Raw genomic sequence first — 26,714 nt, forward strand, 5'->3', positions numbered from 1 at the left:
ACCTGTTGATTTAATGGATTTTAATAAATGAGTAGTGGAGCCAAAACGTGGTCAGCTATACTGGCCTTAATGTTTTTGGACATCATCCAACTGATGGTTTTCCGGTGTAATTCCGGTATGGCAATGAGTTGTAAATTTTCCTTCTGTATATTTTCGGCAATTACACTTTCTTCATTTTTGCCATCCAACGGTAAATTATGGATGTGAAAATCACTCAGTTCATTTTCCATCGCAAAATTTTTCATGACTTCATCATGCCCGTTTAAGCTTCCACCTTTTCCTCCCGACATTCTAAATAAATGTACTTCAGCATGAAAAGCTTTTGCAATCTGGATTAGTGCAGAAAGTTTTCTGGGTTTCTTAAAGTTAAAATCATCGAAAATACCGATTTTATTTAATTCGGAATGAGATGATTGCTCAAACTTTACACTAAGAACTGGTAAATCGGATAACTCCATGATTCGGGTCACGGTGCTTTCATGAGTCAAATCCTCTATCAGGGTAGTTTGATGCCCACCCATGAGGATTAAATCATAACCCTTTTTAACTATTTTATACCTGACAATTTTTTCAAGATTACCAATTTCTACCATTGGTGCTTGGATAAAAGGAAATTTTGCTTTGAACTCATTGGCAATGGCCAATTCAGATAACTTTTGATCTGTTAATGCAGACAGATCATAATCTACACAAGGATCTATAATGCTTCCATCTGGCTTTAAAGGGACCTGAGGATAAGCATTAACCACACGAAGTATGTCCACTTCAAGGGGTAAGACATTGTTAATTTTTTGTGTAAATTCAAACAGATGATGTTCTGCAGTTGAGAATTTTGTAAGTAACAGGATTTTCATAATATGACTAAAATCATTGTTTCAAGATTATAGCCACAAAAGTAAATTCCCTTTGGATTGTACACAGCAACATTTGTTACACAAGGAAAATCACTTGGTAAAGTTGAAAAAAACGTAAAATAAATTTTTTAATAGTTTGGCCAGAATTAACTATCATATAATATTATTATCCGGAATGGAATTCCCGGAGTGGAACTCTGGTACTTTTTTTATAAAAAGTAAAGGGCTCTAGAATTCCAAAACTTCCAATTTGTTGCGGTACAATTTTACCTTTCCCTCATTTTCAAGCTGTTTCAATAACCTGGAAATCACCACTCTTGAAGTATTTAACTCATAGGCAATCTCCTGATGTGAGATGGGTAATTCCTTGCTTTTTTTAATCAACACCTTATTTTTCAGGTACTTATATAGTCTTTCATTCATGTTTAAAAAAGCCAGAGTATCTATAGCATCCAGCATTTCGTAAAGCCTGGTGTTGTAACTTTCGAATACAAAGTCCCGCCATGTTTTATATTTCAGCCAATCTTCCATTTTCTGGCTGGGAACAAAAATCAGCTCCGTATCCAATTCAGCAATGGCCCTGATCTGACTTCGGGTATTCCCCATACAACAAGTTAAAGTCATGGCGCAGGTATCTCCTTTTTCCAAGAAGTACAATAGCAATTCATTACCATTCTCATCTTCCCGCAAAATTTTAACAGCTCCGGTAAGCAAAAGGGGGATGCTTTTGATCAAACTGCCAATTTCAATAAGCCGGGTACCTTTCGGAACTTGTTTATAAATTCCTACCTCGGCAATTTCCTGAATAAGTTTTTTTTCGAATAAATTCCCGTAAAAAGTCTGGAGCTTTTCTTCCATTTTTTTATGTGCTTGATTAGGTAAAGTATAAAGTTATTTGATCCCTTCGAAAACAGCTTTTTTTTCCAAAACAAAATTTGAAATATTTTTCATTTTTTTCTTTTTCCTTGATTTTCATATACTTACAATTTTGTGTAAGGCTATGTCAGGACAATACATAAATAATCATAACTTTCATTATGTTAAGTTTTGTAAACAACTGTTCCTATTTCAACAAGAGATTTCTCAATAAAAAATAAAAGACAAAGCGTTTCAGTCGAGTAGACCAGCGTTTCTCGAATTAAAAATCCACAATGGCAAACCAGGTAGTAATCAGGGAAAAAAGAATAACGGCTACAATTCCAATATTTAGTCTCAAATCTGCCTTGTTTTCCTTCATTAATTTTTCCCTGTTAATCAGAACGAAAATTGGGATAGCCACTGCCGGTAAAATACAAGCCTGAAATGCCTGTGAAAATATCATCAAAGCCGGGGGTCTTTCTTCCGGAAATACTGTTCCAAAAGCAAATGTCATGGCTATAAGAATAAGTATCCTTGATTGCTTAGAATGGATATTTCTGGACACTCCCCGGTAATCAGCGATAAGCCAGGGAGCAATGAGTACAATGGGGAATATAGTAGACAAACCAGCACCTGCAATGCCAATAATCAGGATAAACGCAGCCGCTTTTCCTCCCAGTGGCTGGAAAAGGGAAATCATTTCAACCGTATTATCCAGTTTTAAGCCTGATATATGAAGCGTCCCTGCTGCAACTGCCATAATTACTCCGCTAAGTAATAGCATCATAAAGGCAGAAACAAAAGCATCCTTTTTTTCAGTTTTTAGGTCATTAACCGACCAGCCTTTTTCAGAAACCACCACACTTCTCATAATGAAAACTGCTGCAGAACATGTTGTTCCAGTGATAGCTGCAATTAGTCCAAGTGAACCAGGAGTATCTGGGATTCTTGGAACTATGCCCGATGCCAAAGCTGAGAAACTCGGTTTCACCATGAAAAATACCACTATAAAAGAGATTCCCATCAACACCACTAAAACGGTGAGTACTTTTTCAAATGCCTGATACCGACCATACCAGATAAAAAAATAAAGCAGAATAGAGAAAAAGAGAATAATCCATCCGGTACTGATTATTGTTCCTCCGGATGCCAACCGGATACCTTCCTGTATCAGGTCTGCCACGATGCCCATTACCCCCATAAGGGCGAGTAATTCCCCGATAATGAGTGCTATAATGATATAAAGGGATAAAACCCAACCCCATTTGAATTCTTTTTTGAAGTTGAATAAGGCAGTATGTCCCGAGACAAGTGTCACTTTCCCATAGGCTACCATCAAAACGAAAGTAAAAATACAGGAAAGTACAAGTGCCCAAAAAAGTCCCATTCCATGTTCCGCACCGGTTTTAGCCATCGTAGTGATACTTCCTGTACCAATATTGTATCCAATCAGAAACAGTCCTGGTCCAACTGCACTAAGGGCCTTTAAAATTTTGTGAGTTGAAGTATTGTTTGTCATATTGAATTAAGGTTGCGAATAGACCAATTCCCCGGCTATATAAGTGTGCTTTATTTTCATTTCATTATGCTCCATGGAAAAAACAATTAAATCAGCCCTTTTTCCTTGTGAGATAGTACCTATATTTTCTAATGCCATTATTTCAGCGGGATTAGTACTTGCCATCTGAATGGCTTCATTTAAACTACATCTGGTGAATTCCATCATTACACCCACACATTTACTAATTGGGGAAGCCGCTCCTGCCAGCACATTCTCTTTAGGTAATTTCACTACATTTGGTGTAAGTTCCAGTGTTCTTTCTCCCCGAACATATTCCCCGGGAGGCAGACCAGCCAAATCCAAAGCATCGGATACCAGTATGGTTTTTCCCGGCCCTTTTACTTTGTAAAAACTCCTCACTTCTTCCTTAGTCAGATGAAACCCATCCGCTATTATACTTGGCGTAATCCGGTCATCTGCCAGCTGTGGCCACAAAGGATTATGATGTCTGTTGATTTCATTGGCACAGCCATTTCCCAAATGTGTAGCCATTTTTGCACCTGCATCCACCGCCATTTTAATCTGCTCAGCATTTCCATTATGGTGTCCCAGAGATACTAACACTCCGCTTTCCACACATTTTCTGATAAAGGGAATTGCCCCATTCAACTCGGGAGCCACCGTAATAATTTTAATACCCCCTTTGGCTGCTTTTTGAATTTCCTGAAATTCTTCCCAATCCGGGGCTTTGATATATTTCTCCAGATGTGCCCCGCGAAATCCCTTTATTGGGGAAATATAAGGTCCTTCCAGATGAAACCCGGGAATTGATTTTCCAATCTCCGGATCTTCCATAGCCTGAGCCAGAATAGCAAAATTTTTCTTCATCCGGCTAATATCACTGGTAATGATGGTGGGGAAATAAGTTGTCACTCCAGCTTGCCAAAGGGCTTTTGTAGCCTTTTTTACACCTTCTAAAGTAAGATCGGGCCCAGAAAAATCTACCCCCATGTAACCATTAATCTGAATATCAATTAAACCCGGGGCAATGAAAAGCTTTTGTCCGGGATTTTTTTCTTCCATTCTCTGAATAGCCGCAATTTTCCCCGCAGTTGTTGATATGGAAATGTATCCATTATCGGAATAAAATATGCCTTCAATGTTATTTAGTGCCTTATTGTCCATTTGGGCTAAACTTGTGAGGAAGAATAAGAGGAAAATGGGGGTAAAAAATTTTTTCATTGGAAATTTAAGGTTAAAAAAGTAGAACTGGCAGGCGAAAACCTTAAACTTAAATGGTAAAAGACTCCACTTTTTCCCATTGACCACTTGAAACCGACTTCTCCAAAGCTTCCAAAACAGCCACTCCACTTAAAATACTTTTATGACTTCTGGGTTCTTTCCCGGTTCGAAACATTTCCACCATATCCACATAGTTTCTGCCTGGATTCTTTGGTTCTACTCTTGATTTCAGTTCATTAATACCATTTTCTGTTTCCACAAAAGTCTGCCAGCCATATTTTTTTGTAGTGAATACCAAAGAAGCCAACATACCATTGGCAAAAACCATGGAGGCTCCGCTGTTTTTCCCATTTTTGATGATTCGGACTTTTTCTACGTCATCGCCAAACATGTACATCAACGGTTGAATAATATGAGCACCGTAAAAAAACACGCCACCATATTCAGAGTTCAAATCCACACTACCTGATCTGATCACCTGATTGATTTCCCCAAAATCTTTCAATTGTTCCATGATATCAAAAGTTTCCTCGTTTTGAGCGATAGAACTAAAAGATGTAACGGGTGTACCCAGCTTACGTGCCTTTTGTAAAAAATCGATTCCTTCCTGCAAGCGATAACAAAAAGGCTTATCAATAAAAATGGGAATTTTTTCTTCCAAAAAAGGAGTGGCGGCAGGAAGATGATATTTTCCGTGCCTGTGATCTACAATTAAGGCGTCTATTTTCCCCAGCATTTCTGATGGATCTTTTACCATATTGGGAATTCCGCCTTTTTCCATGGCATCTTTGGCAAAAGCCTCGGTTTCCCCCCATACATATTTCACCTCTACCCCTGGGAATTTTTTGTCGATATTAAACATTTTCCCAAAGCCACGGGTATGGGAATTTTCAGCTCCGATTATGCCAATTTGGATTTTTTTATTTTTTGTTTCCCCTCCTCCCAAATAGTCAGAATATAGTAGTGATGGACTGGAAACCGCTAATGAAGACAGGGCAATTCCTTTTCCTGCCTGTTTTACAAATGCTCTTCTGGTGCTCATTTTATTTGTTGGTTATAGTTTCATTTCCCATCCCTTTTCGTAAGTCCTGCTCCATAGCTTCTGCGCTTCAGGATGCTTGATGATATGACCGTTCTTTGGGTCTGTATTCAGGGAACTTCCTACACGTTGGGCAATATTTCCCAGTTGCACCAATAAGGTACTTTTGTGACCGGAATCTATATCCGCATTTAGTGCCGTTCCATCTTGGATAGCACTAAACATATTCCTGATATGAAGGGCATCCAAATGTTCCGCTGGGTTAGTCGCATTTCTGGGATCAATTTCTTTGGAATCTTTCACCTCTTTCACCACTTTTCCTTTTAAATCAAAAACGGTATAGCTATTTCCTCCCGGAATTAAAATACTTCCCTCCTCTCCATAAAACACAACGCCCACAGAACTTCCCTCTATAGGTTTTCCATTACAGCTTCTGCCTTCCCAGGTCATGGTTAAATTGTCACCAAATTCCAGGTTAATAAGCTGTGTATCAGGGGTTTCCCAGTCATCCTGATAGCGGTACCTGCCACCATTTGAACTTACCTTTGTGGGAAAATCCACTTCCATTCCCCAGCGCAAAAGATCGACCATATGTGTACCATTATTTAGGGCCTCACCAGTTCCCCAGTGCCAATGCCAGTGCCAGTTATAGTGAATCAAATTATCTTTCAGGTTTTTCCTCGGAGCAGGGCCCTGCCAGAGTTCCCAATCCAACCAATCCGGAACTGCCATAGGCTTTCCAATCCCTATAGATTGGCGATTGTTGGTATACCAGCCTTTCCCAAAATATACCCGGCCAATTTCTCCGTTTTTCACCGCATTGATCCCTTCCACTACATTAGGCCATGATCTCCGCTGGTTTCCCATTTGGATAACTTTTCCATATTTTTTAGCGGCTTCCACCAAAATTTCCCCTTCTTTGGGATTATGACTACACGGTTTTTCTACATACACATTTTTACCTGCCTGCATTGCCAACAAAGAAGCCGGGGCATGCCAGTGATCAGGAGCGGCAATCACCAAAACATCCACATCAGAACTTTCAAGTGATTTTCGAAAATCAGTGATACCTTTAGCTTCCACCGATTGTCGTTCTTTTAGGGCATCAAGACAGGAAGAAATGGCTCTGCTATCAACATCACAAACATGAATGACATCGCATATATCTTGTTGGGCAAAGTTGGTAGCAAGGGCTTTTCCTCTGCTATTTACACCCATCACCGATGCTTTTATTTTTTCATTTGCCCCTAAAATACGGCCATAACTTTGCGCACTAAACTGAGGCAATACCCCTCCAGCCATCAAAGCGGTGGAACTCAATGCGGTTTTTTTGATAAAATCTCTTCTTGTATGCTTATTTTCTGACATTGTTTTTTGGTTGTCGTAATGATTAAAAAAATGATATGAAAGGGGATTTTCTAAATTTAGAAATTTTCCGTAATTAAACGCAAGCTTTTGCCAGTTCATTAAGGAAAAAAAGTTGCTGAAATAATTATTTCTTCAACGATAGAGCTGGTTAGACTTTAACAATCAAAAAACTCCTGAAGAAATTTTAATCCTTCAGGAGTTTTCAAGGGGTAGTTTTTTCAGGATATAAACTTCAGCCTTTTATTCTATATCAAGCTCCATTTTAGGCACATTCCAACCTTCTACAGTCAATTTCAAATCCTCTTTTTTCACAGATTGGAAATTAAATTCAAGTTCAATTTCTTTTTCTTCTCCGGAAATTACTGAGATATAATTATCACTATAAAAAACCGGTAAAATCCGTTTTCCAGTAGAAGCATTAATAATTGAAACACGGTTAAAAAATGCTACAGGGTTATCAGCCGGATTTTTTAGGGTAACAGCCAATTTTCCTTCACCTTTTTTTGTGTACTTTACTTCCAGGTTACTCGTTTTCAGTTGCTTTAAACCTGAATAATTACCTTCTTTATTTGGAACCCAATATAGATTCTCACTCACTATTTTTTGAGCAGTATCAACCAGTTTGATATTTAGGAATACGCCATTTTCCGCAGCAGTTTTGTCCAAGAGCTTTTTTACTGACAGAAATTTTTTGACCGTGGACGGACCAATATTTGAAAAAACCTGGGTGAATAATTCCTTATTTCCTTCCATGTCTATGGTTTCGATTTGTAACATAAGATCCCTATGGTACTGAAAAGTATTATTCACTGCCATTACCATTCCATCCGTTGGATTATACATCACATGTAAAGCTTCACTTCCTTTTCTCAAACCATATAAACAGGCATTAGGATCCAGATAATAATCGTACATTTGGCCCCGCATGGCAGTCCATGGATTCTGGGTTTTCCAAATAATGGTACCTGTATACCATTCCCACATATGGGAACTAAAACCTTCCATTAGTCCTCGGTACTGATTATAATTTACCAATTGGGCTTTCTTGCCAAAATCAGCAGCATCTTCTGCATCTCCGTATGGTCTGATAAAATCCAGATAACCAATGTACTTATGATACCTCCAAACTTCATCCACCAAAGTATCTTTATAAGCTGGAGGAACTAAATTTGCTTCGGGAATAAATCTTCTTAAAGACTCGATATCCCCTACTCCAATAGAGCCAACTTCCGAATTGAAGGGAAAAGTCTGGTGATTCCAGAATACATCAATAGGTTGGATGCCATAAGGTCCATCCCCATTTCCACCAATAAAATTATAGGACATGCTATCTGCATTAGAATATTCAATAAACCATCTGGTTCCATCCAATTCAGGTATTATTTCATCTTTAAGAGGAAGCAGTATATCTTCCGGTGGAGTAATTTCATTTCCACCACAATACATGGCAAGTGAGGGATGATTCCGGATCATTTTTATCTGGTCTTTAGCCGAAGTTAAAAACAGATTATGGTCATCAGGATATTTTCTTCTGGTCCATTGATCCTCTAATTTTTTAGGGTCAAGCCATCTTCCATTGCAATCTCCTGACATCCAGAAATCCTGAATGACCAGCATTCCATACTTATTACAAGCTTCGTAAAACTCCGGTCTTTCTGATAAAGCCCCTCCCCAAATTCTGATTAAATTCAAATTCATATCCCGGTGGAACCTCACCTCAGCATCATATCTTTCCCTTGAAAATCTAAGCATGGCATCAGAAATGATCCAATTTCCCCCTTTGATAAAGATCCGCTGACCATTCACCAGAATTTCCATACTTTGGGTTTTGGGATTCCATTGTCTTTGAATTTCCCTTATTCCAAATTGAACAGATTCCTTATCCGATGGGGATTCATTTCCTTCCTGGAAAGTGATATCAATTGTATAAAGGTCCTGGGCTCCATACATATTTGGCCACCAAAGCTTTGGAGTTTCTACAATTAGCTCATCAAAATCAACTTCCTGGGTAGTATTAGGAGCAATTTTTATGTTTTTGATCATTTCTTTCCCTTCCAAAGTATATTTCAAGGTTCCTGAAACCTCACTGGAAGTTGGGTTTTCTACTTCTGCTGAAACCTTTAATATGGCAGGTTCCTGCTTGTCTGCAGAAGAGTTCCTTTTATTAGGTACGAGTGTGATTACATGTGGATTCTTTATATTGATTGAGCCGGTTTTTTCTATGAAAACTTTATCCCAAATACCTGTATTTCTATCCCTGATTGGCTGTATCCAGTCCCATCCTGCCACATATTGATGGGAAACATTTTTGGCAATTGTTCCATCACCACCCTGACCGCCATTGGGGTTACCAACTGGGTCTGGTGGATAAACTATAACTGCCAGTCGGTTTTTACCATTCGAAGCCAGAAGGTCGGTAATATTATAGGTCTGGCGGAGAAACATTCCCTTATGAGTAGCGGAATTTACTTTCTTTCCATTTAAATAAATTTCACAACTGTAATTTACCCCTCTTAAGTGTAACCAAATTTGTTCTCCCGTTTCTGCCTTTTCCTTAAAATCCCTCACAAACCAATAAGTATAATAATCCCTTCCTGTATCGTAAATGTCCTTAATTTTCTCATTATTCATTCCATAAAAAGGGTCTGGAATTAACTTGTTGTCAAGGAGTGTGGTTAATACAGTTCCCGGTACCGTTGCAGGAAGCCATTTTGAGGTCTTGAAAGAGGGATTCGAAATAGTTTCTCCAGAAGCAGAAACCTCCGAAATAGGCCGGCACCACCATTCCCCACCTAATTCATACTTACTTTGAGCCAGCATATTTGAGCCAAAAGTAAGTATGGTAAACAGAATTAAAATTGATCGTTGTAAAGTGTTATTTTGTTGTGTCATCATTAAATATTTGATTGATAATTTTAAATAAAATTAGTGTGTGCGGACACAATTTCAAATCAATAGGCTACTTTTTTATAATTTAAGTCAAAGTTGGGAATTTTAAAAACATCTGAAGCTGTTCCTTCAAACAAGTTTAATTATCGTTTGAAACGGGGATTTAAAATAATACTACAATTAGGAAATTATAAAAAAATCCTTTTAATTTGCAATACTACAATTAGGAATTAATTATCTGTATATTTATCTATTTGATAAAGAATAAATTAGGTAAATATCGGAATAGTTATGCTAAGAGTGTCTTTTTGGATAATGGATTCAACAGGGAATATTAAAAGAAAGATTCCTGGATTCTAGAAAAAGCAAACAACCTCATAAACAGCAGGCAGACTAATGCAACTTTTTTAAAATCACAGAATTAAACAAAAGGATATTATAATTTTATGGAAATTATAGTCATAAACTTTGGAAAAATAGTTTTGGATCTAAAGTTAAACCATTGAATTTATGAAAAATACTTCCCCTCCAAAACTTATTCTACGATTTTTTAAATGGTTTTGTCATCCTGATTTACATCCTTTTATAGAAGGCGATTTATTAGAAATTCACAAAGAAAATGTAGCGAAATCAGGAAAGAGAAAAGCCGATATACAGTTTGCTACAGATGTTTTTTTACTTTTCAGACCAAGTATAATCAAACCATTGACAGGATATCACAAATTAAATCAATATGACATGTTTAAAAATTATTTCAAAGTTAGTGTTCGAAATCTTTTAAAGTATAAGGCCTTTTCATTTATCAATATATTCGGATTAGCTGCATCGATGTCCATTTGTCTTTTGATTATTCTAATGTTAGCGGATCAAAAAAGTTATGACCAGTTTCATACGAAAAAAGACAGAATTTATCGTATTCTTAACAAAAGAGTCAACCATAGTAATACTTATGCTACAGTACCTTTTCCTATAGCTTCAACGCTCAAAAGTGATTATCCGGCAGTGGAAGAAGCAACAAGTCTGAGAAGAGGGTTTGGTGGAGATGCCCATTATAATGAAAAACATGCTGAAATACGGGGTTATTTTACTGATCCTGGTTTTTTAAAAATTTTTAACTACGATTTAGAAGCAGGTGATCCATTTACCGCAATGGATAATCCAAACACAATTGTAATTTCTAAAAAAACTGCATTGCTGTTATTTGCAGAAGAAAATCCTATTGGGAAAACTATTGACTTTACCAGTAGAGGGCTAGATTATTTTACGGAAGAAGGAAATGAACCAACGGATTGGGGCAACTATACCGTCACAGGAGTATTAGCCCAAAATACTTATAAAACCCATCTTGAATTCGATGTTTTAGTTTCATCATCTTCCATTCCTCATTTGGCACAACAGGAAAAAATAAATGACTTGTCAAATAATTGGGAAAATAATTATATGTCCTATGCTTATGTGCTTTTGAACCCGAAAGCAAGTGAAAAGGACTTAAATATTGCCCTTGGTGATATTGTTGCGAAAAAATTTAGTGACAATGAAAACCTGAAAGGATCTGAATTAATGTCTCAATCTTTGGAAAAAATCACACCAGGTCCGGCATTAGGAAATGAACCTATAACAAGACTGCCTCTTTTTGTTTATTATATTCTTTCATCTCTGGCATTGGTCATTATGATCTCAGCATGTCTAAATTATACAAATTTGTCAGTGGCAAGAGCTGTAACCAGATCGAAAGAGATTGGAGTAAGGAAAGTAATTGGAGCAAAAAGAATGCATTTAATTTTTCAATTACTAAGCGAATCTATAATTACCTCATTTCTTGCGCTTGTCTTGGCCAACATTATCTTGATTTTTGTAAAATCTGCCTTTTTAGGACTTTGGATGAATAATTATTTAAATTTTGACCTTTCTGCAAATGTCTATGTATATCTTATTTTTTTGATTTTTAGCATTCTGATTGGGTTAATCTCCGGAATTTTTCCTGCATTAGTACTTTCCAGGTATAATCCAATAAAAGCATTAAAAAAGGAAGGGATATTACAACTTGGTAATTTGGGTATTCGAAAGGTTCTTAATATTATCCAGTTTGTATTTTCACTTGTGTTTATTATAACGTCTTTGGTGGTTTATAACCAGTTCAAATATTTCATGAATTTTGAATATGGCTTCAACCCAAAAAATGTTCTAAATATTAATTTACAAAGTACTGATTTCCAATTATTAAAAAGCAGCCTAAGCAGTATCCCGGAAGTTTTAGATATAACAGGATGCGCATATCTTCCTGCCACTGGCCGGAATGATAATACGAGCCTGGCTAAATATGGGACTAAGGAATTTATAAGCGCTATTCATGTTAAGGTAGATGAAAATTTTATAAAGACCCTGGAATTAAATCTACTGGCCGGAAGAAATCTGCCATTGCCAGGAGAAGGAAGTAGTGATCAGATAATAGTCAACGAAGCAATGGTAAGAGCTTTTGGATATGATAGCCCAAGTGCCATTCTTGGAGAATCCTTTGAAGAGAGAGGTGGAAACACCATACAGATTGTGGGAGTGATTGAAGATTTTACTTTTCAATTACTTTTTTCAAAGCGTCCTACAGGTGCTGTTGTTTTAAGGAATGACCCTGATGGATTTAAAATTGCCAGTCTAAAAGTTAGTACCAAAAACCCAGAAATTATCTCAAAACTTGAAGAAAAATGGGAAACCATTGATCCTATTCATCCTTTAAAATATGAATATTATGAAGATAAATTAGCTAATAATAATAAGGGCATTTTTGATATTGTCTCCATTATTGGTTTCATGGCTTTTTTGGCAATTACCATAGCCTGCCTTGGATTGTTAGGAATGGCTATTTATACAACTGAAAGACGAACAAAAGAAATTGGAATCAGAAAAGTGCTAGGTGCTAATAGTTTGATTCTGACCTACTTACTTTCAAAAGAATTCTTATTTATTTTGATAATGTCTATTCTAATTGCTGCTCCGTTAAGCTACTTTTTAAATCAATTTTGGCTGGACTTTCTAGTTGAAAAAGTTGACTTTGGTTTCGGCACTGTGTTCATTGGTTCTATGCTGTTATTAACGCTTGGTTTGTTTACCATTGGATCACAGGTATTACGGCTTTCAAACCAAAATCCGGTTGATTCGCTTAGAAATGAGTAACAGAATCATAAGATTTTTCCTTTTTCCTAAGTTGCTAGGAATAACCAAAAAACGTTTATAGAAACTTCATCAAGGCCATAAAATTGAAATTATCATTTTCAATCCCTAATGATTACGGTTTATAAAGTATCCAAAACCTTCTCCCCTTTCAGTCCAATCCGCCTTCTGGTTTCTTCAGTGAGATATTTCTTTTGATCAATTTGTTGAGGCTGATCTTTGGCACAAAAATAACTGTGGATACTTCTGCGGTCCTTATTTGTTTGATTGGTTGTCCCTCCATGCCAAACATGGGAATTAAAAATAAAAACAGAACCCGCTGGAGCCTGAATCAATATTTGATCGGGATGAGGTTGCATAGGATCTTCCATTGCCTCTTCTGGTAGTTTACTTGATTTGTGGGTTCCGGGAACGATACGTGTAGCGCCATTATCAGGGGTAAAATCATCCAATAACCAAATGGTATTGCAAACTTTATAAGTCCCGTTGACCACCGCATTTTTCCAGTCTACATGGAGTTTTTGAAGTCCTTTGCCAGGTTTGGCAGCCCGATAATTTAATGAGGACAGTTTATAATCTATTCCCAAAACGGCTTCTATTCCAGCCAATACCTTAGGATGAGTATACAATATATCAAAAACTTCTCCTTTGTTTACCAAATCAGCCAGGCGGTCTGCTCCATCTTCCTTGGGATGCCGAATGTATTTCGATTCCACCAATTCGGCACCAGCACGTTCACCTTCTGCATTCAATAAATCATCAATTCGATGATTAAGGTTTTTCACTTCCTCATCTGTCAGTAATTTTCCTAAACCAACATATCCATTTTTATCCAGGAACTCTTTTTCTTCACCTGTCAGCATGTTTTTACTTATTTAATTGATAAATTGCTTTTTCAACTAGAAAGTAAAGAAAATATCTGAACAATTTCCAGCAATCCAGACAGAATTTGAGCTTTAAAATATTACTTTTTTGTTTTACATTTTTAATAAATAATCCTTCCAAAGGACAATCTGAAGATACTTGTAAACTGCATTTCAGTAGCATCGAACTTGAAAGTATTGTTTTCCCAAATTTTGAATTGACAAGTTACTATTTCCCCATCAAAGACAAATTTGGAGAGCATGTTGATTTCAACGAAAAATTAACCAAAAACCAAATTTATATTCAACTGGCTCAAAGTCTTCCCTCCTATTCCTTCATAATCAAAAATAAAGAAAAAGTGGTGTTGGAAATTATGCTTTTCCAGCAATATGTAGGTTCGGAAAATACGTTCACATTTAAACTGTGTGATTTGAGGAATGGACAAACAAGGGAAATCCGGAGCAATTTTTCAGGCGATATCTCAATGCATCGAGCCAACGAATTGATTGAATTGAAATTAGACCCTTATGCCAGAATTATGAACCTGGCCAATATTGGTTCGGAAATTTATTTTGATGGTCGTAGTTTTAATATATTAGATTACGAAACCATTAAGCAGGATATAATTAAACAGGTAGAGGAAAGTTTATAAAAAACAAATTTCTCTTTAACTTCTGAATAATCTATCGATCTACTCCAACTCCGGATTAACTTTAATTTCCTCCACTTTCCCTACCAAAAATAAATAAGACATTAATCCAATAAAGGCCAATGCAGCTACAAAGGCTAATGCAGGTCTAAAATCACCATCATTGGCCAGATAACCTATTGCCACTGGGGTAATCACTGCGGATAAACCACCAATAAAATTGAAACAGCCTCCAATGAGCCCAACCATATTTTTAGGTGCCAATAAAGATACAAAAACCCAGGAAATGGAAGCCAGACCATTTCCAAAAAAAGTAATGGATAAGAAAACCGTAACCCATGTAGTACTGGTCACATAATTTGCCCCTATAATTGAACTGGAAAGTAATAACCCAGTCACAATCGGTGCTTTCCTGGCCATTTCATTGGAAACGCCTTTTCTAACCAGAAAATCAGACACAAAACCTGATAACAAAATGCCAAAAAATGCAGCCAAAAATGGAATAGAAGCCAAAAATCCGGTGTTCAGACTGCTCAGACCCCTGTATTCTTCCAGATAAGTGGGAAACCAGGTGAGGAAAAACATAATGGTTCCCCCTAAGCAAAACTGGCCAATGTAAATTCCCCAAAGTTTTCTATTGGTAAAAGCAATTCTTAGATTCTTAAGACTTACCACTGCCTGAGGAGAATTGCTAGTAGTTTTTGGTTCAACTTCCGTTTCCTCAGTAGATTCCTTTTTCTCCCGATAGGCCAGAAACCAGACAATTGCCCAAATTATTCCGATTAATCCTGAAACTACAAATAAGCCTCTCCATCCGAAATATTCCTGAATTACGGCTAAAACCGGCATTAAAAAAGCTAAGCCGATAAATTGACCAGAGGTATAAACCGCAATGGCACCTGCCCGTTCTTCGGCAGGAAACCAATTGGTCACAATTTTATTGTTGGCAGGATAAGAAGGTGCTTCAAAAAAACCAATCGCCATCCTGCAACCCACCAAAGCGGACAAAGAGCTGACCATTCCCTGCACAATAGTAGCCAATGACCAGATTACCAGTATGGCAGGATACAAAATTCTAATTTTCACAAGGTCAACCAACATTCCACCAGGAATTTGCATGAATGAATAGGTCCAGGCAAAAGCAGAAAATATTATACCCATTTCGATCTTATCCAGTGCTAAATCACTGGAAATTGCACTTGCAGCTACTGAAATATTAGTGCGGTCCATGTAATTGATCACTACACTAATGAAGATAAGGGCCAAAACCGAAAACTTTTTTTTGTTCCCTTTTTTGAGTTTGGAAGAATTCATCGGATTTTACATTTTGCAGGTTGGGTGTGATTTAAATTGCGACTTACCAGTTGGTGTATGAACCATCAGGTTTGGCCAGTCTTGGAGGCTCCCAATAGCGAAATTGCAAATCTTTGATTTCCTCTTCATTCACATCAATCCCAAGCCCTGGCTTATCATTCACCTGATACCCGTTATTTTCAACCAAAGGCCGGTTTGTAAAAAAACGATCATAATCACTCATATCTCCATCATAAGGAGGTAATTCCAGCCAAGCAAAATTGGGAATTGCAGCACAATAGTGAATAGAGGCAGCTGTACAAATCGGGCTAAGGGGATTATGCGGCATCATGTCAATATATTTCGACTCGCACATAGCGGCCACTTTCATGGCTTCCGTAAACCCTCCGGCATTACATATATCAATTCGCCCAAAACTGGTTAAACCAGACTCTATGTAGGGGGCAAAATCCCATTTGCTGGTCAATTCTTCCCCAACTGCAAAAGGCACATCAACCATGGATCGCAATGTCTGGTAAGCGGTTATCGATTCATCTCGTATGGGTTCTTCAATAAAATCTATGGTACCTGCAGGCATTCTCTGGCAAAAAGAAACGGCTTCAGCTACAGATAATCTATGGTGATAATCAATACCCAATACCACATCATTTCCAAGTACTTCCCTTGCTTTTGTAAACCAGTAAGATGATTTGGCTATAGATTTTCGGGTATCAAACTCAGTAACCACACCCGCTTTTCCATTTTCACCGGCAGTAGATCGCATTACCGTCCAGCCAGCTTCTTTTTTCTGTTTTACGTCCTCTATAAATGCCTCTCCAAAATCCAGTGTAGTGGTCACAAACAAAGGAATCGTGTCTCTTTGTTTTCCCCCAAGCAATTGGTAAACAGGAAGATTTAGATATTTCCCGTACACATCATATAAGGCAATATCGATGGCAGCAATGGCAGCTGCCAATACTCTTCCCCCTTCGAAATACTGACTTCGGTACATTTCCTGCCAGATGGCATTTATTTGTAAAGGAGACTTTCCAATCAAAAATTGCTTATAATGGGCTACAGCCCCCATCACTGCCTGTTCCCTCCCGGAAAGTCCGGATTCTCCCCATCCATAAATACCCTCATCAGTTTCTACTTTTACTAAACAAACATTTCGAAAGCCCGCCCAAAATGCATAAGTTTTGATATCTGTTATTTTCATAATCATATTTAGGTTTCAGATATTTAAATAAATACCTGCCTCATTATCAGATGGTTAATTTTATTTATTTAACTAGCTTTATCAATATTATCTTCTTAATAACTTGGTGAAATAATCTCCTCCATTTTTTATATGGCGTGTCAATACCTCTGTTGCTTCCTGTTTATTACCAGATTTTAGTTTTTCCATTAATTGATCGTGCTCTCTTAAAACACCTTCAATTCTGGATTTGCTAATTGGCAAATTCCCATGGGACGCTACCAGAATTAACCTCTTGTTTTTCCAAAGTTCTACTGCACTCTGATTATAATGATGACGGTACATTTCCCAGTGAAAAGCTGTATCCAGATCCCGAAAAGAAATAAAATCCTTTTGGTCAGCCTGTTTCATCTGCAATTGAATTTGCTCAAGCCTGGTCATTTGATCTTCGGTAAATTCCTCAATGAAAAAGGTCAGCAGATAAGGTTCCAGTAGCTGAAGTATTTCAAATACATCCCGCATCATGGCATATTCAAATTCAGTAACCCTTGCTCCGCTATTCTTCTGTGAGGTTACAAAACCCTCACCTTCCAATTGCTTGAGCGCCTCCCTCACCGGATTGATACTGGTATAATATCTCTCAGCTAATTTGGTGGTAACCAATCTATCTCCACTTACAAAAACACCTCTGGAAATATCTCCAAGTAAGCGTGTATAAACACTTTCATCGTCCCCAAATGGCAGGGTAATCAATAGCTTTTTATTTGCTTTCAATTTATTATTATGTGTTAAAGGCTTAAAATTACACATAATTTTTAAATAAATACACACAAACCACAAAAAAGTAATTTTTAGTTGTTAATAATCGCTTTCGGTGCATGGTAATAAAAACAGGCAATTTCCAACCAGGTTGGCGGTAATACCGCAGCTAAATGAACTTCGCTTTTTTGTACCATAGGATCAATGCTAAGTGGTACAATCAGTAAAATTCAATCTTGTAAAGCTTCTGATCAGATTGGGATAAATGGAACACTAATGCTTATTTAAAAATTGCTTAATAAAATTTCAACAATTAATTTTAAGCAGATTACTCAGGTTAGTATGATGTTACAACCTCATTATCAAATGCTTGTGTGATTTACAGCAACACCTATATAATATTAAAATAAACACAACAACCCCTTTCCAATGAAACGTAATTCATTTAAAAAATTTTTTATTCACCCAATTGCAATTTTTGTTCTTGCTTGTTTAACCATAAGCTGTTCGGAAGAAAAGAAGGAAACAAAAGCCCCTGAGCCTGTGTTGCCAGTACCTACAGAGCGACAACTTGCCTGGCACGAGATGGAACAATATGCATTTGTGCACTTTACCACCAATACTTTTACCGATAAGGAATGGGGTTATGGTGATGAAAGCCCTGAAATATTCAATCCCACAGCTTTTGATGCCAGTCAGTGGACCAAAACGATCAAAAATGCCGGATTGAAAGGTTTAATTCTGACTTGTAAACATCATGATGGATTTTGCCTTTGGCCGAGTGAATATACCGAACACTCTGTAAAAAACAGTCCCTGGGAAAACGGTGAGGGTGATGTAGTGCAAGCGGTAAGAGATGCTTGTGAAAAGGAAGGGTTAAAATTTGGCATTTATCTTTCTCCATGGGACAGGAACCATCCTGATTATGGAAACCCGGAATATGTGACCTATTACAGAAATCAATTAAAGGAAATTTTTAATAAATACGGACCTGTTTTCGAAATGTGGTTTGATGGGGCAAACGGAGGAGACGGCTACTATGGCGGAGCCAATGAAACCAGGAAAATTGATAAAGCTAATTATTACGACTGGCCGACTACGCTTGAAATGGTGAGGGAAATTGAGCCTCAGATCATATTTTTCAGCGATGCAGGTCCGGATATTCGTTGGGTTGGAAATGAAAGAGGATTCGTGGGCGAAACCAACTGGAATACAATTAGCACGGATACGCTTTACGCAGGAAAAAGTGGCATTACAGAATTATTAAATACAGGAGCAGAGGGAGGTGAAAATTGGGTGCCTGCTGAAGTTGATGTTTCAATCCGGCCAGGTTGGTTTTACCATGCCGAGGAAAATGAGAAAGTGAAAACACCCGAAAAATTATTTGAAATTTATCTTACCTCTGTGGGAAGAGGTTCTAACTTATTGCTTAACCTTCCACCTGACAGAAGGGGAATTTTGCATGAAAATGATGTAGCGGCATTGGAAGGCTGGAAGAAAATGCTGGATGAGGCCTTTTCCACCAATTTGGCCGCCAAAAAACCAGCTTCTGCAAGTAATGTCAGAGGAAATGATGAAACTTATTCCGCAGGAAATTTAACCGATGGAGATAAAAATACTTACTGGGCTACTGATGATGAAATCACTTCAGCCAGTTTCACAATCGACCTGGAAAGCCCTAAAACAGTAAAATATGTATTGGTGCAGGAATTCATCAAACTAGGCCAACGGGTAAAATCATTTGAAATTGAAGTGGAAAAGGACGGAAACTGGCAGAAAGTAGGAAGCGAAACTACCATCGGTTACAAAAGAATTATACCAATCGATCCGGTAGAAACTTCGAAAGTCCGGGTAAAAATAACCGACTCAAGGGCATGTCCGCTTATATCTAATGTAGAAGTTTACTAAAAAAATATGATGAAATGGAAGAAATCATTAAAGTTGGATTTATAGGTGCAGGAGGAATTGCCAAACCCCATGTTTATGCCTTAAAAAATTTACCCTACTACTATGATCAGGTTCCGGAAATTCAGCTGGAAGCTGTAACTTCATTCAGGGAGGAAAGCAGGATCTCTTTTGCCAGGAAAAATGGTTTTAAACAGGCACAGGATTTTGATTCCTTCATTAAAAATGAGGAGATTAATACAGTCTTTATTTTAGGACCAAATAAAGTACATTTCGAGCATTTGGAAGCTGCACTTTCCATGCCTTCAGTCAATCAAATTTATTTGGAAAAACCAGTCTGCGCTTCCCAGGAAGAAGAAGTAGCTATTGTGGAATTGATGAAAAATGTGGATGGAAAAAAAATCCAGATCGGTCATCAATTTTTGCAAAACTCAGCCATACGGGCAGCCTTAAAGTTCTGGAATTCAGGAGTTCTGGGAAAACCTATCCACTTTGATTTAAAATATTATCACGGGGATTATTTGCAAAAGAGTTATAGGGATAAACGCGCAAACCGACTCACTCCGGCTCCAGAAGGCGGAGCAATGGCCGATTTAGGTTCTCATGGAATCAGTTTGTTAATTGCCTTTCTGGGGGAACAATTGCAAATTACAAGTGCGGTTCAAGGAGGTAGTTTTCCTGATGTGCCTGAAAGCTCGGATCTATTTAGTGCCTTGTCTTTGTTTGATCCCAAGAGCAAAGCAGTCGGACACATGTCTGCCAGCCGAATTAGTGCAGGAACCGGAGATTTGGTTGATTTTGAAATCTTCTGTGAAAAAGGGGCACTCAAATATTCCAGTCATTCTCCCGATTATTTTGAGTATTTCCTAGAAGAAACTCAAATTTGGAGCAAACAATTTCTGGGTAACAGCTATGCCCCAATTACCAGTTTCCCTTCCAAACATGTGCCTTCAGGCTGGTTGAGAGCATTGGTACATGCTCATTACCTCTTCCTGACTGAGGATGATCCGAAAGCTTTCCGACCGGATATTCAGCATGGTTTGGCAGTTCAAAAACTGGTAAGGGAAACAGCTGAATATTTAGATAAATTCAGGTCTGGGGTTTCTTGAAAACCAGTTTTAAAATATAGCTAACAAAAGTACTCCAATTCTTTGCAGGGTAGACCCGGCAAATTGGCAGCGCGCTAAATTTAACGCAGGGTCACGAAAATGCAGACCCTGCTGAGACTTCATTTAATTGTTTTTTAGGAGTACAGCAAAGTGTTACAATCAGTAAAATTTACATCGGGCATAACAAATGCCGATTTTGTTTCAGTCGCAATTCAATTGCTCATGAGCTGGAACCTTACTTTTGTCGTGAAATTATATTTGAGTTTAGATACAATCTAAACCCAGTGGAAGGGAATATCCACATTCTTCTTTTCAACATTTTGGGATATCGATAAAAAGACTCAATATATCATCACTAAATACTAGAATTGCCAAACATATTAGAATACTGACACATGTTTTTTGCAAAACCTGCCATTTTGAAAGATTTGAATATCTATGTTGTAAATTTCTAATCCTGCTTGGTGAATAATACAAGAAGTTCAAACCCAATAAAAGAAAACAAAAAATAGTCAAACCAATCTTAATAGATAAGTCTTTTAGTTCAATTCCTTCACATCCAAAAAAGAATCTTAATAAAATAATGATTGAAGGTAAAAAGATTATTAATTGGATAATTGATATAAGCATTATAGCCCAATAAATGGATCTATAAATCTTAAATTTCATAACCTTATAAAAAAGTATATTTAATATCCACATAATTTGATTAAACCTGAAAGGGGTTTTAAAACAATATACATCTATTATATATCCAGATATTTATAGAATTGTGATATAGATAAACTGATCTAATTTTAAATCCTATAGATCATTAAATTTACATTTTGAATTTTACTTTTTAAAAAACCTTCTTGTAATAGAAATATTCAATCTTACTTTTTCACCAAAAGCTTACGATCAACCACTCCAACACGATTGGCCCAGGCTTCGTATTTTTCAGTGAGCTCCTTCCCTTTTTCTGGATTTTCGGAACTCAAATCCTTCATCTCTATCCGGTCTTCTTTTACATTATACAATCGCCAGACTTCTTCTGGGAACGAAGCAACCAGTTTCCAATCCCCTACCCTCACCGCTTTATTTCCTTCATGCTCCCAAAAAAGGGCTTCATGATCTTCTCTTTTTCCATTCTTTATCAATGGCAACAGTGATTTTCCCTCCATTGGCAAGATTTTATTTCCATGATATTCGTCTGGATAAGTAGTTTCGGCTAACTCCACACAAGTAGGCATAATGTCCATGATGTGCGCTACTTCATGATTCAATTTATCCGCTTTTTTCATGTTTGGATAATGGAAAATAAGCGGAGAGGAAATTCCTCCTTCATGCACCCAGTGCTTATACATTCGGAAAGGTGTATTGCTTACATTGGCCCACGCCCTGCCATACGACCGGTAAGTTTCATTCGACCCTAATTTATCTTTATCTTCAATATTTAAAGGATCAAATCCAAGTTCTTCATGTGTTCCACCATTGTCCGATAAAAAGAAAATAGCTGTATTTTCCAATGCTCCATTGGCCTTTAAAGTCTTAATTATTTCCCCCACACCATGATCCACCATTTCCAACTGAGCCGCATAGATTGCCATTTTGTGGTCGTAAAATTCTTTTTCTTCCTGTGTGAGTTGATCCCAATTTAACACCACATCATCCACCTCACTTAACTGCATTTGTGGTCCAAAAAAGCCAAGTTTTTTCAGCTGGTCCAGCTTTTCTTTTTTCAAGGCATCAAAACCATCCATAAACTTTCCCAAATATTTTTGATACACCTCCTTTGGAGCCTGGATGGGGAAGTGAGGAGCAATATGCGCCAGATATAGGAAAAATGGGTTGTCTTTTTTAGCGGCCTCATCAATAAATTTTACAGCATTTTCATTGAATGCGGTAGTGGAATAATAAGTTTCATCCAGAGCAAGTACACTGTCATTCAGTACTACACTTCTCTTTCTGTTGAAGGGATAAAAGTAAACTCCTCCTCCTTCCGGGACACCATAGAATTGTTCAAATCCCCTTTGTCTGGGCCAGTAATCCTTACCACTTCCCAAATGCCATTTTCCCGACATTAAAGTGGAATAACCTGCATCTTTTAAAACTTCGGCTATTGTAACACAACTTTTATTGAGCCTTCCCTGATAAGATGGATAACCATGATCTCCTGTCATATCACCAATACCAGCCTGATGTTGGTAGAGACCCGTCATCAAGGCGGCTCTGCTTGGGCAGCATCTTGAGGTATTGTAGAATTGGCTAAATAGCACACCTTCATTAGCCAGTTGATCTATATTGGGAGTTTGAATTCTTGAACCAAAAATCCCCAAATCGGAAAAACCCATATCATCCACCATAATTAATACAATGTTTGGTCTTTCATCTGCGGAAGATTCGGGTGTTTCTGTAGTTTCTTTCTGGCAAGAATTAAAAAACAGGATAGTAAGGAAAAGGGTAAGTGATAGTAGTTTCATTTGAAGCTTTAAGTAAATTTTCAGTTTAGAAAACCTGAATTTAGCAAAAAATGAAATTATTGCTCCTAAAATCTTTTAAAAAGGGATTTGTAAAAGACTAAAAGGGAATGTTTTTTTCTGGGAAATACCAAATTTTAAAATCAGGATTCTTCTCCAAAATGAATTGGGCTTAAATCCTTTAGTTCTTCATCGGTAAATAGCCTGGACTCAATGACAAAGCGAATGCCCATGGGGATTTCCAAAGAAAAACTTGCTCCTCTTCCTTTTACCACATTTACCGTGAGTTGAGTATGTTTCCAATAATCAAACTGATCTTTTGACATATAAAAATCGCAACCATGAATAGTTCCCAACCAGACATCGGTTTCATTTAAAAGCAATTCCCCTTTTTCAAAACACATAGGAGAAGAACCATCACAACAGCCACCACTTTGATGAAACATCAACGGCCCGTGTTTTTCTCTCAGTTCATCAATTACTGCTTTGGCTTTTTCGGTAACTAACACACGTTCTTTCATAACAGATAGGGATATAAATAGGGAAAGGTGGAAAATAAGAAAAGCTGCCTGCAATAAAATTGCAGGTAGCTCAAAATTTTTATTGTTAAACTGCTTACAACTTGAAAAATTAAATTTTAAAAGAATCCTAACGCTTTTTTATCATAGGAGATGAGCATATTTTTAGTTTGTCGGTAATGGTTCAACATCATTTTGTGAGTTTCTCTGCCTATTCCCGACTTTTTGTAACCTCCAAATGGGGCATGAGCAGGATAAGCATGGTAACAGTTTACCCAAACTCGTCCTGCCTGAACCGCCCTGGATATTTGGTAAGCCTGGTGCATATCCCTTGTCCAAACACCAGCACCAAGTCCGTAGAGGGTATCATTGGCAATTTCAATTGCCTCAGCCTCATTTTTAAAAGTAGTAACACATACAACTGGCCCAAAAATTTCTTCCTGGAACACTCTCATTTTGTTATTGCCCTTCAAAATAGTTGGTTGAATATAGAATCCACCTTCTAAACCTTCATTGTATGCAGCTGCTCCTCCTGCGAGCACTTCACATCCTTCCTCCTTACCGATATTGATGTAGTTTAATATTTTTTCGTATTGGTCATTGGAAGCCTGGGCACCCATCATGGTATTTGGATCCAGCGGATGGCCAAGTTTTATCGCTTTAGTTCTTTCTATCACCCTTTCGATAAAAGCATCATAAATATTTTCCTGCACTAATATCCTGGACGGACAAGTACAAACCTCTCCCTGGTTTAGGGCAAACATTACTGCACCTTCCAGACACTTATCAAAAAATTCATCATCTGCTTCCATTATACTGTCAAAGAAAATATTAGGTGATTTACCTCCTAATTCTAAAGTAACAGAAGTGATATTTTTAGAAGCATATTGCATAATTAACTGGCCGGTGGTGGTTTCACCGGTAAATGCCACTTTATTAATTCTTGGACTTGAAGCCAATGGTTTACCAGCCTCAGTTCCAAAACCGTTTACAACGTTAAGCACACCCGCTGGTAAAATATCCTGTATCAGTTCCATTAGGATCATAATTCCTACCGGAGTTTGTTCTGCAGGTTTCAACACCACACAATTTCCGGCTGCAAGTGCAGGGGCTACTTTCCAGGCGGCCATTAAAAGTGGGAAGTTCCAGGGAATGATCTGTCCTACCACACCCAAAGGTTCCAAAACATTCATAGAAACCGTGCTGGAATCCAGTTCACTTACAGAACCTTCCTCAGCTCTTATTACACCGGCAAAATACCTGAAATGATCAACCGCTAAAGGTAAATCTGCAGCTCTGGTTTCCCTAAGTGCTTTTCCGTTGTCCCAGGTTTCTACCCTGGCCAGGTTTTCTAAATTTTGCTCAATAACATCTGCTATTTTTAATAGAATATTGCTTCTGAAAGTGGCTGATGAGTTATTCCATTCTGGTGCTGCTGCCCATGCTGCATCAATAGCTTTTTCTATATCTTCTGAAGTAGATCTGGCGATTTTTGTAAATGAATTTCCATCCACCGGTGATACATTCTCAAAATATTCTCCTTTTACGGGAGCTACCCATTTCCCTCCTATAAAATTATCATACTGATTTTTGAAAATTGGCTTTTCTACCACATTGCTTGTGGTGGTTAATACATCACTCATATTTACTAGTTTGGTTATGTTAAATAATATTTACCTCATTTTGGCCTAGTGCCCACTATACAAACTTATTCATAACATTTTACTAAAAGTTGACCAATCCTATCATAAAGGTGAACAATCCTAGCAACCTTTATCCAGCATATTTTCCAAAAGCCTCCTCTTGCAAAAATATAACTAGCTTTTTATGTGATGTATTAACGAGAAATAAAAATTTAAAACTTAAATAAGTAACATATTAAAAATATTATACTTTAATAGTTCATAATTATACTATTTTATAGAATTTGATTTTTGATGAAAAATTGTTCATATTTATCATTACCATAAACCGACTTAACCCAAAACATAACAAATATGTCCCTTTCAGAACAATTTTTCCAAAACCGGAGATTGGAAAACCTGGTGGAGAACAAAACCTCTTATACCCTTAAAAGTGCAGAAATGCACATTTTTGAAACACATCAGCAAGCCGAAAGGGTTTTACTCGAATTCAATCATCCTGTGTTGGCCAGTATGTTACAAGGCAAAAAAATCATGCACCTCAACCAAATGCAATCATTTGATTTCCTACCTGGTGAATCTTTAATCTTGCCTGCCGGAGAGCCCATGTGTATAGATTTTCCGGATGCAAAACTTAAAGACCCAACAAGATGCCTGGCGATGACCATAGCAGAAGATAAAATAAAGGAAATTATAGACTTTTTGAATGAGAATATGCCCAAGTCAGATAATAAAGAATGGCGTTTTACAGACTATAATTTCCACTTTACCAATGATATAGCCATCCACCAGATCATCCATCGCCTGCTTTATTTATTTACTGAGAATCATACTTCAAAAGATGTTTTTGCTGATTATATGCTCAGGGAACTTGTGATCAGAATTCTTCAGGCAGAAACTAAAAAGATTTATACAGAAAAAACCCTGAGCATGGGGGGAAATAACAGACTTGCATTTATCATTCAATACATTAGAGATAACCTGGATAAATCACTTAGTATTGAAGAATTAAGCGAAAAAGTGTGTATGAGTGAATCCAATTTCTATAGGGTATTTAAAAATGAGATGGGCATTTCCCCTGTTGATTTTATAAACAATGAACGAATAAAGCTGGCCACCAGCCTTCTCAACAATCCGAAAAACAGAATAAAAGATGTATACATGGAATGTGGGTTTAATAGTCTTTCCTACTTCATTCGCCTGTTTAAAAGGAAAAAACAAGTTTCCCCAAAGGAATATCAACAGGAAATATTGAGGCAGGGGTAAATTTTCTGATTCTTAAACTTGGGTCTATCCACAAGGGACCTTCTTTAAATCAAGAAGTAGGATAGAAAAACTTTAACTTATTTCCCAAAGTGGAGTTAACTGCCCCTTACCAAATTCATAAATATTTTTAATGGT

At 37.4% G+C, this 26,714-nt stretch carries 19 protein-coding genes; 5 read left to right on the forward strand and 14 right to left on the reverse strand.

Translation table 11 applies throughout. The features are described 5' to 3' along the window. Positions 1-20 precede the first annotated feature (20 nt). The 7 genes from A3EM_RS0117890 to A3EM_RS0117925 all read right to left on the reverse strand — a co-directional run bounded on the left by A3EM_RS0117890 (position 21) and on the right by A3EM_RS0117925 (position 9,757). Positions 21-854: a universal stress protein gene (locus A3EM_RS0117890; protein WP_020529611.1), complete on the reverse strand. Its 834-nt coding sequence runs from the start codon at positions 852-854 to the stop codon at positions 21-23. 228 nt (positions 855-1,082) lie between these two features. Continuing rightward, positions 1,083-1,712, reverse strand: a complete 630-nt coding sequence (locus A3EM_RS0117895) for a Crp/Fnr family transcriptional regulator (protein WP_020529612.1) — start codon at positions 1,710-1,712, stop codon at positions 1,083-1,085. Between the two features lie 280 nt (positions 1,713-1,992). Next, the gene (locus tag A3EM_RS0117905) at positions 1,993-3,231 is read right to left on the reverse strand and encodes an Nramp family divalent metal transporter (RefSeq protein WP_020529614.1); all 1,239 of its coding nucleotides are present in this window, start codon (positions 3,229-3,231) and stop codon (positions 1,993-1,995) included. Positions 3,232-3,237: 6 nt separating this feature from the next. Next, complete coding sequence (nagA, locus tag A3EM_RS42790) at positions 3,238-4,455, reverse strand: N-acetylglucosamine-6-phosphate deacetylase (RefSeq protein WP_020529615.1); 1,218 nt, start codon at positions 4,453-4,455, stop codon at positions 3,238-3,240. A 49-nt stretch (positions 4,456-4,504) separates the two neighbouring features. Then, complete coding sequence (locus A3EM_RS0117915; RefSeq protein WP_020529616.1) at positions 4,505-5,497, reverse strand: Gfo/Idh/MocA family protein; 993 nt, start codon at positions 5,495-5,497, stop codon at positions 4,505-4,507. A gap of 12 nt (positions 5,498-5,509) precedes the next feature. Beyond that, positions 5,510-6,862, reverse strand: coding sequence for a Gfo/Idh/MocA family protein (locus tag A3EM_RS0117920; RefSeq protein ID WP_026210375.1), 1,353 nt, complete (start codon positions 6,860-6,862; stop codon positions 5,510-5,512). A 240-nt stretch (positions 6,863-7,102) separates the two neighbouring features. Beyond that, positions 7,103-9,757: a glycoside hydrolase family 2 protein gene (locus A3EM_RS0117925; protein ID WP_245576517.1), complete on the reverse strand. Its 2,655-nt coding sequence runs from the start codon at positions 9,755-9,757 to the stop codon at positions 7,103-7,105. A 504-nt stretch (positions 9,758-10,261) separates the two neighbouring features. On the opposite strand from A3EM_RS0117925, the gene A3EM_RS0117930 reads away from it, so the two are divergent. Continuing rightward, positions 10,262-12,919, forward strand: coding sequence for an ABC transporter permease (locus tag A3EM_RS0117930; RefSeq protein ID WP_020529619.1), 2,658 nt, complete (start codon positions 10,262-10,264; stop codon positions 12,917-12,919). Positions 12,920-13,038: 119 nt separating this feature from the next. Here the strand turns inward: A3EM_RS0117930 and A3EM_RS0117935 are convergent, their stop codons facing one another. After that, positions 13,039-13,779, reverse strand: a complete 741-nt coding sequence (locus A3EM_RS0117935) for a phytanoyl-CoA dioxygenase family protein (protein ID WP_020529620.1) — start codon at positions 13,777-13,779, stop codon at positions 13,039-13,041. Between the two features lie 218 nt (positions 13,780-13,997). Here A3EM_RS0117935 and A3EM_RS0117940 point away from each other — a divergent pair, with 218 nt between their 5' ends. Further along, on the forward strand, positions 13,998-14,432 hold the full coding sequence (locus A3EM_RS0117940; RefSeq protein ID WP_169513377.1) for a hypothetical protein: 435 nt from the start codon (positions 13,998-14,000) through the stop codon (positions 14,430-14,432). 39 nt (positions 14,433-14,471) lie between these two features. Here A3EM_RS0117940 and A3EM_RS0117945 read toward each other — a convergent pair whose 3' ends face one another. From A3EM_RS0117945 to A3EM_RS0117955, 3 genes are all read right to left on the reverse strand, one after another. Further along, positions 14,472-15,743 (reverse strand): MFS transporter, encoded by a 1,272-nt coding sequence (locus tag A3EM_RS0117945; RefSeq protein ID WP_020529622.1) that lies wholly within the window; start codon positions 15,741-15,743, stop codon positions 14,472-14,474. Positions 15,744-15,786: 43 nt separating this feature from the next. Beyond that, a complete protein-coding gene (locus A3EM_RS0117950) occupies positions 15,787-16,947 on the reverse strand; it encodes a mandelate racemase/muconate lactonizing enzyme family protein (protein WP_020529623.1) in 1,161 nt (386 codons plus the stop codon). Positions 16,948-17,028: 81 nt separating this feature from the next. Then, positions 17,029-17,694: a GntR family transcriptional regulator gene (locus tag A3EM_RS0117955; RefSeq protein ID WP_044238883.1), complete on the reverse strand. Its 666-nt coding sequence runs from the start codon at positions 17,692-17,694 to the stop codon at positions 17,029-17,031. Positions 17,695-18,108: 414 nt separating this feature from the next. Between A3EM_RS0117955 and A3EM_RS0117965 the strand changes: the two genes are divergently transcribed. Beyond that, positions 18,109-19,587, forward strand: coding sequence for an alpha-L-fucosidase (locus A3EM_RS0117965; RefSeq protein ID WP_020529626.1), 1,479 nt, complete (start codon positions 18,109-18,111; stop codon positions 19,585-19,587). Positions 19,588-19,601: 14 nt separating this feature from the next. After that, positions 19,602-20,693 (forward strand): Gfo/Idh/MocA family protein, encoded by a 1,092-nt coding sequence (locus A3EM_RS0117970; protein ID WP_020529627.1) that lies wholly within the window; start codon positions 19,602-19,604, stop codon positions 20,691-20,693. Between the two features lie 875 nt (positions 20,694-21,568). On the opposite strand, the gene A3EM_RS42795 is transcribed toward A3EM_RS0117970, so the two are convergent. From A3EM_RS42795 to A3EM_RS0117985, 3 genes are all read right to left on the reverse strand, one after another. Continuing rightward, entirely contained in the window at positions 21,569-23,155 is a 1,587-nt protein-coding gene (locus tag A3EM_RS42795) for an arylsulfatase (RefSeq protein WP_020529628.1), read from the reverse strand. Positions 23,156-23,295: 140 nt separating this feature from the next. Beyond that, a complete protein-coding gene (locus A3EM_RS0117980) occupies positions 23,296-23,673 on the reverse strand; it encodes a DUF779 domain-containing protein (protein ID WP_020529629.1) in 378 nt (125 codons plus the stop codon). A 116-nt stretch (positions 23,674-23,789) separates the two neighbouring features. Then, the gene (locus A3EM_RS0117985) at positions 23,790-25,313 is read right to left on the reverse strand and encodes an aldehyde dehydrogenase family protein (protein ID WP_020529630.1); all 1,524 of its coding nucleotides are present in this window, start codon (positions 25,311-25,313) and stop codon (positions 23,790-23,792) included. Positions 25,314-25,667: 354 nt separating this feature from the next. Between A3EM_RS0117985 and A3EM_RS0117990 the strand changes: the two genes are divergently transcribed. Next, a complete protein-coding gene (locus A3EM_RS0117990) occupies positions 25,668-26,579 on the forward strand; it encodes an AraC family transcriptional regulator (protein WP_020529631.1) in 912 nt (303 codons plus the stop codon). Positions 26,580-26,714 lie beyond the last annotated feature (135 nt).

Origin of the sequence: Flexithrix dorotheae DSM 6795, assembly GCF_000379765.1 — a bacterium.
Lineage (GTDB): Bacteria > Bacteroidota > Bacteroidia > Cytophagales > Flammeovirgaceae > Flexithrix > Flexithrix dorotheae.